Origin of the sequence: Falsiroseomonas sp. (genome assembly GCF_051859025.1) — a bacterium.
GTDB lineage: Bacteria > Pseudomonadota > Alphaproteobacteria > Acetobacterales > Acetobacteraceae > Falsiroseomonas.
In genome coordinates, this window is the sequence record NZ_JBHYGL010000006.1 from 144,648 (window position 1) to 154,735 (window position 10,088).

Here is a 10,088-nt window from a genome sequence, read left to right on the forward strand (position 1 = left end):
CCGACAGGATGGTTTCGACCATCCTATCCTCCAATCGCCCGGCTTGTGGAGCGCGCGTTACGGTCGCGTCTGCCCCGTGCCGATCACGGTGTAGCGCCAGGTGCAAAGCTGTTCCGGCCCGACCGGCCCCCGCGCATGAAGCCGCCCGGTGGCGATGCCGATCTCCGCGCCGAAGCCGAACTCGCCCCCGTCGCAGAACTGCGTGGACGCATTCCACATGCCGACCGCGGAAGCGAGGTTGTTCAGGAAATGCGTGGCCACGCCTTCATTCTGCGTGACGATCGCCTCCGTATGCTCGCTGCCGAAGCGGCGGATGTGGTCCAGCGCCTGGTCCACCCCATCCACCACCTTCACCGACAGGATCGCATCCAGCCATTCCGTGCGGAAATCCTCCTCCGTCGCCGGCGGCAGATCGGCCACGATCGCGCGCGCGCGGTCATCGGCGCGGAAATCGCAGCCCAGCGCGCGAAGATCGGCGACCAGCAGCGGCAGCAGCGACGGCGCGATGGCGCTGTCGATCAGCAGCGTCTCCGTCGCGCCGCACACCCCGGTGCGGCGCATCTTCGCATTGGCCAGGATCGTCCGCGCCATGGCAGGATCGGCGCTTTCGTGGATGTAGGTGTGGCAGAGCCCCTCCGCATGCGCCAGCACCGGCACGCGCGCTTCCTGCTGCACGCGCGTCACTAGGCCCTTGCCGCCCCGTGGGATGATGAGGTCGATGAGGCCCGCCGCACGCAGCATCGCGGCCACGAAGGCACGGTCCGCCGTCGGCGCGATCTGCACCGCGGCCTCCGGCAGCCCCGCCGCGCGCAGGCCTTCGACCATGCAGCCATGGATGGCCGCCGCGCTGCGCGTGCTTTCGCTGCCGCCGCGCAGGATCACGGCGCTGCCGGCCTTGAGGCAAAGGGCGGCCGCATCCGCGCCGACATTCGGCCTGCTTTCATAGATCATGCCGATGACGCCGAGCGGCTGCGTCACGCGCCTGATCAGCAGCCCGTTCGGCCGCGTCCATTCCGCCAGCACGCGCCCCACGGGATCGGGCAGCGCGGCCACTTCCTCCACCGCGCGGGCCATCGCCTCGACACGTGCGGGATTCAGCAGCAGGCGATCGCGGAAGGCCGCCGAAAGCCCCGGCGCGCCTTCGACATCGGCGGCATTCGCGGCAATCACCAGATCCGCCCGCGCCCGCAGCGCCGCGGCGGCCGCCATCAGCGCCGCATCCCGCTGCGGTCGCGGCGCGGTCGCCAGCACGGCCGAGGCCTCGCGCGCGGCGCGGGCAGCGGTATCGAGCAGCTGGGCAACATCGTCGGCGATCGCGTTCATGCGGGCAGGTCCTCCGCGTGCATGGATAGCGCCTCCACCCCCTGCAAGGGAAGCTCACGGGCCTGTGCCATCAGCCGCGCGAATGTCCGCGATGCGGTCGCGCGATTGGCGAGAACAAGCCGGCGGAACCATCTTGGGCTCAACAACGAAGCACTGGATGACGGACCCAACGATCCGCCCCGCTTCGATTGCAGAGAGTAAGGAACAGTATCATGAGCACCATCAACCGCATCGCCACCGCCGTCTTCGCCACCGGCCTCCTCGCCGCCGCCCCCGTGCTGGCGCAGGACGTGTCCTACCCGCGCAGCGTCGGCACGGGCGAGAATTCCTCGGTCGAATACGGCCCCGCGGGCAGCAGCAACATCCTCGGCGGCGGCCGCGTCACGACGCAGTACAACAGCCGTGGCGAGGCGACCGTGACCTACCTCGACCAGAACCTGACGCAGGCCCCGCGCCCCGGCCAGGTGCCGGTGCAGGTCGGCACGGGCGAGAACTCGGACACGGTGTGGGTGCCGGCGACGGGCAACGCCTACACGACGCGGCTGCAGGCCTTCGGCGCGCGTGGCTGAGGTTGCGCCGTGGAGAGGGGCGCTGCCCCTCTCCACACCTCACCCCGCCAGGGTCCAACCGGACCCTGGACCGGGAGGTTTTGGACGATGAGAGAAGAGGCATCGCGGTCGCGCCCGACATGAGCGCCTTCGGTGCCCCTTCCCTCACCGTCCAATCACAAGGTTTCCAAGGGCCCGCTGGCCCTTGGCAGGTGATGGGGTCTGGGGAAGAGGACAGCGTCCTCTTCCCCAGCGCGCGCTACCGCGGCAGACGCAGCCCCGCCAGCCGGATGATCCCGTCCGGGCTCGGCTCGAACCCTTCCACACCCGCGCGCATCGCCCAGAACCAGCGGTAGTGGAACAGCATCATGTGCGGCCGTTCCGCCATCCAGATTCCCGCGGCTTCACGGTACAGCGCCTGGCGCCGCGCCGTGTCCGTCACCGCGCGCGCTTCCGCGAACAGCGTATCGAGGCGCGGGTTGGCGTATTTCCCCCAGTTGAGGAATCCGTCGGAGGCGAGCCAGAAGCTGATGTTGCCATCGGGATCGGGGCGGCCGGACCAGATCGCCATCGCGGCCTCGTAGTCGCCACGCACGGTGGAGGCGACCATGGTGCTCGCTTCCAGCGTCTCGATCTTCACGTCGAAGCCGCCTTCCGCGGCCATGGATTGGATGATGGTCGCGATCTGCGTTTCCATCGGCTGGTTCGCGACCTTCAGCGTGAAGGCCACGCGGTCATGCCCCGCCGCGCGCAGCAGCGCGCGCGCCCGCGCCGGGTCGCGCGCCGGCGCGGCGAGGTCCGCGAAGTGGTAGGGCGTGCCCGGTGCTTCCGGCTGGTTGTTCGGCGTGAAGCGCCCTTCCATCGCGACCTGGTTGATGATGGCGCGATCGATCGAAAGCTCGAACGCTTCCCGCACGCGCCGGTCGGTGCCCATCGGCCGCTGCGCCAGCGGGCCGCCGGCGATGTTGAAGCTGATGGTCTGGTAGGCGATGGAGGGCCCCGCCACCACGCGGATGCGCCGGTCGCGCTCCGCGGCGGGAAGATCGGAAGGCGCCACGCGCTCGATCAGGTCGAGCTGCCCGCCGCGCAAATTCAGCAGGCGGACATTGTTGTCGGGGATCGGCAGGAACACCAGGCGATCCGCATGCATGTTCGCGGCGTTCCAGTGCCCGGCATGCTTCTCCATCTCGATCCGGTCCTGCGCCACGCGCCGCGTCAGGCGATAGGGGCCGGAGCAGACGGGATTTTCCCCGATCCGCTCCGCCATCGGCAGCACGGCGGGGGACAGCATCATGCCCGCGCGATCCGACAGCACGGAAAGCAGCGGCGCGAAGGGTTCGCTGAGCACGAGCCGCACGGTGCGCGCATCCACCACCTGCACCTCGCTCACCTGGCGCAGTTCCGTGCGCCGGCGGCTTTCCCGCGCGGTGCGGTAGCGATCGAGATTCGCCTTCACGGCGGCGGCATCGATCACGCTGCCGTCATGGAATCGCGCCCCGTCCCGCAGCGTCAGCGTCAGCGCCAGGCCATCCGGCGCCCAGGCCCAGGCGGTGGCGAGTTCCGCGCGGAACTGCAGATCCGGCCCCACATCCACCAGCTTGTCGCAGAGCGCGGAGAAGACCACGCGCTCCACGAAGCTGCCGCTTTGCGCGGGGTCCAGCACATTCGGATCGGCGCCGATGCCGATGCGCAGCGTGGTCTGGGCCAGGGCAGGCGCGGCCAATAGCGACAGCGCGGCAGCCAGGTGAAAGGCGCGCATCGGTGATCTCCCGTTCAGTTGCGGGATGGTCGCGCCGCCAGCCGCGCCGCGCAACCGGATGACCTACTCCACGCGTATGTTGCCGGACCGGATCACGGGTTCCCACTTCACGCGTTCCGCCTGCCAGGCGGTGGCGAATTGCGCGGGGGTGGTCGCCATCGGCTCCAGCCCGTTGCGGTTCAGCGTCGCGATCACCTCCGCATCCCCCAGCGCCTGGCGCATGGCGTCGGACAGGCGGTTGACGATGGCATCGGGCGTGCCGCGCGGCGCTGTTATGGCGTACCAGGACGCGACATCGAAGCCCGGCACGCCGCCTTCCGCCACCGTCGGCACATGGGGCAGCAGGCGGGACCGCTGCGCCGTCGGCACGGCCAGCGCGCGCAGGCGCCCCGTCTCCACGTATTGCATCACGGAAGGCGCCGTCGCGAAGGAATAGTCGATGCGGCCGGCCAGCAGGTCCGTCGCCACCTGCGCGCCGCCGCGATAGGACACGCCGATGGTCTCGATCCCCGCGAGGCGATCCAGCATCAGCCCCGACAGATGCGGCGACGCGCCGATGCCGCTATGGCCCCAGGACAGCGTGCCGGGCGCGGCCTTCGCCGCGGCCACCAGATCCGCCACGCTCCGCCACGGCCGGTCCATCGGCACGACGAGGATGTTGAACAGATCGACCGCGATGGAGACCGGCAGCAGGTCCCGCAGCGGATCGACCGGCATGCGCATCACCATCGGGTTGATCACCAGCGTGCCGATGGTGCCCAGCAGCAGCGTGTAGCCATCGGCCGGGGATCGCGCCACCGCCTCCATCGCGATGTTGCCGCCGGCGCCCGGGCGGTTCTCCACCACGATGGCCTGGCCCAGGATCTCCCCCATCCGCGGCCCGAAGGCGCGCACCGCGATGTCGGTCGCGCCACCCGGCGTGAAGCCGACGACGATGCGGATGGAGCGGTTCGGAAACCCCTCCTGCGCCAGGGCTGGCCCAAGGGCAGGAACAGCCAGGGGCAGGGCTGCGGTGGCGATCAGGGCACGGCGCGTCAGGCGCGGCATCGGCGTTCACTCCCGTTGGTTCCGTCCCTTCTAGGCGACGGAACCAGCGGGATGAAGCCGCCCCGATTCAGGCAACCGTCAGGCCGACATCCACATTCCCGCGCGTGGCGTTGGAATAGGGGCAGACCTGGTGCGCCTTGGCGACCAGCGCCTCGGCCTCCGCCTTCTCCCAGCCCGGCAGGCTGATCGCCAGCGCGGCGGTGATGCCGAAGCCGCCTTCGCTGCGCGGGCCGATGCCGACGGTCGCCGTCACGGTCGCCTCATCCGGCACCTTCCGGCGGTCCTGCGCGGCGACGAACTTCATCGCGCCCAGGAAGCAGGCGGCATAGCCGGCGGCGAACAACTGCTCCGGATTGTTGCCGGGGCCGCCGGCACCACCCAGTTCCTTCGGCGTCGCCAGGGTCACGTCCAGCGTGCCATCCGCGGTGCGGGAACGGCCATCGCGGCCGCCATTCGCGGTCGCCTGGGTGCTGTATTTCACATCGACGGGCATGGGCCCCTCCTCTGCTGATGGCGAACCAGTAGCACCCTATTTGATCGTGCACAATCAAATTGGACGCCATGAATGGCCGATGCTAGGGAATCCCCGATGACCGACCCCACGGGCTGCCGGCGGCTGGAGGAGAATCTCTGCTTCGCCGTCTACCAGGCGAACCACGCCTTCACCGCGGCCTATCGCCCGCTGCTGGAACCGCTCGGCCTGACCTATCCGCAGTACCTGGTGATGCTGCTGCTGTGGGAGGGCGATGGCCTGGCGGTGAAGGAGATCGGCGCCCGCCTCGGCCTCGATTCCGGCACGCTGACGCCGCTGCTCAAGCGGATGGAGGCCGCGGGGCTGCTGCAGCGAAGGCGGGATGCGGCGGATGAACGCCAGGTTCGGATCGCGCTGACGCCGCGCGGCCGCGCGATGGAAGCCGAGGCCGCCTCGATCTTCCCCACCCTCGCCTGCCAGGCGGGCGCGGATGCGGCGGCGCTGCGCGATGCGCTCGTCGCGCTGGCGGCACGGCTGAAGGCGCCGGTCAGCCAGCCATGAAGACCCAATCCGTGCCGGGATTGGCCACATAGCCATTCCCGGCGATGGTCGTGCCCTGCATCGCCCAGTACCAGGACATGCCGTCGGCGTTGCGGAAGACGATGTCGGCCAGCCCGTCGCCGGTGATGTCGGATACCGCGGCGATGCTCCAGGTCGCGCCGGGATTGCCGATGGGCGCGTTGCGCGCGGCGATCGGCCCGTCCATCAGCCAGGCCCAGACCATGCCGTCGGCGTTCTGCCAGACCACATCGGCCCGCGCATCGCCATCCAGGTCGCCGAGGCCGCGCACCTGCCACGAAGCGCCGGGGCTCGGCTGGCCGCCATTGCCGGCGATGGCCGTGCCATCCATCAGCCAGGTCCAGAACACGCCCCCGGCATGGCGCCAGATGATGTCGCCCTTTCCGTCGCCATTCGCATCGGCGATGCCCTGGATGGTCCATCCCGTGCCCGGCGTATCCAGCCATTGGTGCCGTGACACGCCGCCGGTGCCGTCCATCAGCCAGATGTAGCTCTGCCCGCTGGCATTGCCCCAGACGATGTCGGCGCGCGTGTCGCCATCCAGGTCCCCGGTGGCCTGCACCGTCCAGTTGGCGCCGGGGTCGAACAGCGTCGGCGCGCTGGCGCTGCCCATCGTGCCGAAGCGCAGCCCCGCCCCGCCCGGCAGCCGCCACAGCAATTCCGCCACCCCATCGCCGGAGACATCGGCCGTGGCCAGCAGCTGCGCCCCCGTGGCCGGGGATGCGACGCCACCCGTCACCGCGCCCCCCGCCCCGAAGACGAAGGCGCCAAGCGCGCCATCGCCGTCGCGCCGCATGATGAGGTCCCCGCGCGCATCGCCATCGAGGTCGCGGCCCAGCGGCTGCACCAGGCCGATGCGGCGATCGGCGAAGTGCAGCGCCTCCGCCCCATGCAGCAGGTCCACCCCCTCCGCCTCCACGGTGACGGAGCCATCGGCGTTGCGCCGCCAGGCGGCCCCGGTGGATGGCGTGGCATAGGCCACGGCATCGCGCCCGAAGCCGGCCAGGATGAAGTCGTCGCCGCCATCGCCGCGCAGCGTGTCATGGCCGAAGCCGCCATCCAGCACGTCGTTGCCCGCGAAGCCGCGAAGGACATCATGGCCCTCGCCGGCATGAAGCCTGTTGTCCGCCGCATTGCCTTCCACCGTGTCATGGCCGCGGCCGGTGATGGCGATCTCGATCCAGCTGTCATAGGCGATGGCGTAGGGCACGCTGCCCGTGCGCACCGTCCCCGGTTCCAGGCTGACGGACAGGCTGGCGCCGCTGGCGGAGAAGTCGAAGCTGTCCGTGCCGCCGACATCCCAGATCGTGCGGATGCCGCCCCCGAAGCCGGTCGGCACATAGCGGTCATCGCCCGTCGCCGTGCCCATGTTGCGGCCGTAGATCACCTGCAGGGTGATGAGGTCGAGCGGCAGGAAGGTCGCGGCCTCGATCCCGCCGGGGGGGGCGGTGTAGGACATGACCGTGACGCCGCGATTGTCGAGCGCGGCGGGCAGGCGGACCGGCGCCTCGAAGGAATGCTTCAGGCCGAGCGCGTGGCCGATCTCATGCACCAGGATCAGGTAGTTGTAGCTGCCGGGCGTGACGCCGGTGGTCTCGCTGGCGCGGTTGGCGACCCAGACATCGCCCCCGGCCTCGTTGGCATTGGGATAATAGGCATAGGCGGCGGAGCCCGCCGGCATGTAGGCGGTCAGCCCGAAGCGCAGCTCCCCGGCGCTGGTGCCGGAATCCCTGACCTCCGTGAAGCCGATGCCCACCGCGCGCGACAGATCGGCCAGGATCGCGCGCGTCGCCGCCTGCATCGGCGCGGTGAAGACCCCGGCGCCCTGGAAGGGCGCGGAATTCGGGAAGGCCGTGTTGCCATAGGTCGTGTCGAACAGGCTGGAGGCGGTGATGAAGCTGTAGGTCAGGCTGACGCCGCTGCCGACGCCGCCGCCCCATTTGCTGCCGATCACCAGCGCATCGACCAGCGCGTTGCCGGTCAGGGGAACCTCGGAAACGGGGGTGCTGCTGGAGAGGATCGTCATCGGGACCTCCCGCCGGAGACCGCCCCATCATGCCCCGACCGCACCGTTGCGCAACCGGCGCGAGTTGACGGAATCGTGAGCCCCAACCGGTCAGCCCCAACCGGTCAGCCCCGGGCGGCGCCCGCCTGCTGGTGCACCACCAGGTCGTCGCGGTGGATGATCTCGTCCCGCCCGCGCCAGCCGAGGATGGCTTCCAGCTCCTCGCTCCGATGGCCGGCGATCAGCCGCGCCGCATCGGCGTCATAGGCCGAAAGCCCGCGCGCCAGCTCATGCCCCGCCTCGTCCCGGACGGAGACGGGATCGCCGCGGCCGAAGCTTCCCTCCACCGCCCGCACCCCCGCCGGCAGCAGCGACGATCCGCGCGCGAGCGCGCGCGCCGCCCCCGCATCGACCACCAGCACGCCGAGCGGCGCCAGGCTGCCCGCGATCCAGCGCTTGCGGGCGGAACGGCCCTCCCCTTCCGGCAGGAACCAGGTGCAGCGCGCCCCCTGTTCCATGGCGGCCAGCGGCCGGTCCTGCTTGCCCAGCGCGATGGCCATGGCGCAGCCCGCGCCGGTCGCGATCTTCGCCGCGATCAGCTTGGTGCGCATGCCGCCGGAGGAATAGCCGGGCGGCGGCTCCCCCCCCATCGCCATGATCTCATCCGTGATGTGGGGCACCACGGGCAGATGGGCGGCATCCGGATTGGACCGCGGGTCGGCGGTGTAGAGGCCATCGATGTCGGAGAGCAGGACCAGCGCATCCGCCTCCACCATCTCCGCCACGCGGGCGGCCAGGCGGTCATTGTCGCCGAAGCGGATTTCGGCCGTCGCCACCGTGTCGTTCTCGTTGATCACGGGAATGCAGCCCAGCGCCAGCAGGGTGCCGAGCGTGGCGCGGGCGTTCAGGTAGCGGCGCCGGTCCTCGCTATCCTCCAGCGTCAGCAGCAATTGCGCGGCGTTGAGCCCGACGGCGGACAGCGCCTCCGCCCAGGCGCCGGCCAGGCGGATCTGCCCGACGGCCGCGGCCGCCTGCTTCTCCTCCAGCCGCAGCTTCTTCCGCGTCAGCCCAAGCGCGCGCCGCGCCAGCGCGATGGCGCCGGAGGAGACGAGGATGACCTCCACCCCCCGCGCGCGCATCGCCGCGACATCCTGCGCCACGCCCGCCAGCCAGGCGGCGCGCGGCGCGGCCGTGCGGTCATCGACGACAAGGGCGGAGCCGATCTTGACCACGACGCGGCGCGCGGTGCGGAGATCGGGATGGAGGGGAGCAGGCTGCATGATGGCAGTGGCGTAGCATGGGGGCGCCGGGACGGGACAGGCCCGCCCCAGGGCACCCTTTTCAAGGCGCCCCTTTCAAGGCGCCCCTCCAGGGCGACGCTGTCAGCGCTGCGCCACCCGGGTGTTCCCGACCGGCCGGATCTCCACCGGCACCACGCCGGTCTGGAACCCGATCTCCCGCGCCGCCCGCGGCGACAGGTCGATGATCCGGCCCCGCGTATGCGGCCCGCGATCGGTGATGGTCACGGTCGTGGTCGCCCCCGTCCGCAGGTTCGTGACCTGGGCACGGGTGCCGAGAGGCAGGTGCAGATGCGCGGCCGTAGGGGCCTGGGTATCGAATCGGGCGCCATTGGCCATGGGACGGCCCTGGAAGCGCGTTGAATAAACCGCCGCGTCCCCACGCTGAGGCTCGAAGGCCTGGGCGTTGAGGGGGACGAGACATGCGAGGGCCAGGGCAGCCGGCAGAAGCCGGAACCCGAGGATCGATGTCGTCATGCCTCACCAAAGACTCGGATCGCCGCGCTTGGCAACCCCGGCGATGGCAGGGGGCGGCGGCCTTCGCGCCCGTGCCGGCAGCCTCGCAAGGCCACCGACACGGGTTATCAGGGACTTCCGGCGCCGGGCTGGCGGCTTACGCGAAGACGAGATCCGTGTTCGCCAGCACCGCGGTGACGCCCTGGAGGAACACCTCATCCCCCCCCGTGCCAAGGTCGATGGCCAGGCCGGCCATCCCCCAGCGCGTCTCCACCGCCTGGGTCAGGTCGCCCGCCGCATAGCCCTCCAGCCGCAGCCTGTCCGTGCCGCGGGCGAAATCCACCACCCAATCCTGCCCATCCCCCTTCGCGAAGACGAACAGATCCGCCCCCGCCCCGCCCGTCAGCCCATCATCGCCAAGCCCGCCGCGCAGCACGTCATTGCCCACCAGCCCTTGCAGATCGTCCGACCCCGCGCCGCCCTGCAAATAATCCGCCCCCGTGCCGCCCTTCAGCCAGTCATCCCCCGCCGTGCCCAGGACCGTCGCCGTCGTCGCCGGCAGCGCGGTGCCGCCCGCCGCGAAGCTGCCGGACAGGCCAAG

Annotated in this window: 9 protein-coding genes and 1 pseudogene; 2 read left to right on the plus strand and 8 right to left on the minus strand. The window is 70.8% G+C overall.

The features are described from left to right. Positions 1–57: 57 nt before the first annotated feature. Positions 58–1,323: a glutamate-5-semialdehyde dehydrogenase gene (locus ACTIE5_RS09080; protein ID WP_439549377.1), complete on the minus strand. Its 1,266-nt coding sequence runs from the start codon at positions 1,321–1,323 to the stop codon at positions 58–60. A 212-nt stretch (positions 1,324–1,535) separates the two neighbouring features. On the opposite strand from ACTIE5_RS09080, the gene ACTIE5_RS09085 reads away from it, so the two are divergent. Next, positions 1,536–1,892, plus strand: a complete 357-nt coding sequence (locus tag ACTIE5_RS09085; protein ID WP_439549378.1) for a hypothetical protein — start codon at positions 1,536–1,538, stop codon at positions 1,890–1,892. Positions 1,893–2,130: 238 nt separating this feature from the next. Here ACTIE5_RS09085 and ACTIE5_RS09090 read toward each other — a convergent pair whose 3' ends face one another. The 3 genes from ACTIE5_RS09090 to ACTIE5_RS09100 form a co-directional block, all read right to left on the minus strand. Continuing rightward, positions 2,131–3,630 (minus strand): ABC transporter substrate-binding protein, encoded by a 1,500-nt coding sequence (locus ACTIE5_RS09090; RefSeq protein WP_439549379.1) that lies wholly within the window; start codon positions 3,628–3,630, stop codon positions 2,131–2,133. A 63-nt stretch (positions 3,631–3,693) separates the two neighbouring features. Then, complete coding sequence (locus ACTIE5_RS09095) at positions 3,694–4,677, minus strand: Bug family tripartite tricarboxylate transporter substrate binding protein (protein WP_439549380.1); 984 nt, start codon at positions 4,675–4,677, stop codon at positions 3,694–3,696. 67 nt (positions 4,678–4,744) lie between these two features. Beyond that, positions 4,745–5,170 carry an organic hydroperoxide resistance protein gene (locus ACTIE5_RS09100; RefSeq protein WP_439549381.1) on the minus strand — a complete coding sequence of 142 codons (426 nt, stop codon included), beginning with the start codon at positions 5,168–5,170 and terminating at the stop codon, positions 4,745–4,747. 96 nt (positions 5,171–5,266) lie between these two features. Here ACTIE5_RS09100 and ACTIE5_RS09105 point away from each other — a divergent pair, with 96 nt between their 5' ends. Beyond that, positions 5,267–5,710, plus strand: a complete 444-nt coding sequence (locus ACTIE5_RS09105) for a MarR family winged helix-turn-helix transcriptional regulator (protein ID WP_439549382.1) — start codon at positions 5,267–5,269, stop codon at positions 5,708–5,710. On the opposite strand, the gene ACTIE5_RS09110 is transcribed toward ACTIE5_RS09105, so the two are convergent. From ACTIE5_RS09110 to ACTIE5_RS09125, 4 genes and pseudogenes are all read right to left on the minus strand, one after another. Continuing rightward, a complete protein-coding gene (locus ACTIE5_RS09110; protein ID WP_439549383.1) occupies positions 5,697–7,754 on the minus strand; it encodes an FG-GAP-like repeat-containing protein in 2,058 nt (685 codons plus the stop codon). The two genes, ACTIE5_RS09105 and ACTIE5_RS09110, sit on opposite strands and share 14 nt — an antisense overlap. Before the next feature lie 104 nt (positions 7,755–7,858). Further along, positions 7,859–9,013 (minus strand): glutamate 5-kinase, encoded by a 1,155-nt coding sequence (gene proB, locus ACTIE5_RS09115; RefSeq protein ID WP_439549384.1) that lies wholly within the window; start codon positions 9,011–9,013, stop codon positions 7,859–7,861. 102 nt (positions 9,014–9,115) lie between these two features. Then, positions 9,116–9,478, minus strand: a complete 363-nt coding sequence (locus tag ACTIE5_RS09120; RefSeq protein WP_342713823.1) for a septal ring lytic transglycosylase RlpA family protein — start codon at positions 9,476–9,478, stop codon at positions 9,116–9,118. 166 nt (positions 9,479–9,644) lie between these two features. Then, positions 9,645–10,088, minus strand: a pseudogene (locus tag ACTIE5_RS09125) (hypothetical protein); the annotation flags it as partial.

Excerpts from the sequence above, each read along its gene's own strand:
- ACTIE5_RS09105 (WP_439549382.1), top strand. The coding sequence starts at position 5,267 with ATGACCGACCCCACGGGCTGCCGGCGGCTGGAGGAGAATCTCTGCTTC.
- ACTIE5_RS09095 (WP_439549380.1), bottom strand. The coding sequence starts at position 4,677 with ATGCCGCGCCTGACGCGCCGTGCCCTGATCGCCACCGCAGCCCTGCCC.
- ACTIE5_RS09110 (WP_439549383.1), bottom strand. The coding sequence starts at position 7,754 with ATGACGATCCTCTCCAGCAGCACCCCCGTTTCCGAGGTTCCCCTGACC.
- proB (WP_439549384.1), bottom strand. The coding sequence starts at position 9,013 with ATGCAGCCTGCTCCCCTCCATCCCGATCTCCGCACCGCGCGCCGCGTC.
- ACTIE5_RS09085 (WP_439549378.1), top strand. The coding sequence starts at position 1,536 with ATGAGCACCATCAACCGCATCGCCACCGCCGTCTTCGCCACCGGCCTC.
- ACTIE5_RS09100 (WP_439549381.1), bottom strand. The coding sequence starts at position 5,170 with ATGCCCGTCGATGTGAAATACAGCACCCAGGCGACCGCGAATGGCGGC.
- ACTIE5_RS09090 (WP_439549379.1), bottom strand. The coding sequence starts at position 3,630 with ATGCGCGCCTTTCACCTGGCTGCCGCGCTGTCGCTATTGGCCGCGCCT.
- ACTIE5_RS09080 (WP_439549377.1), bottom strand. The coding sequence starts at position 1,323 with ATGAACGCGATCGCCGACGATGTTGCCCAGCTGCTCGATACCGCTGCC.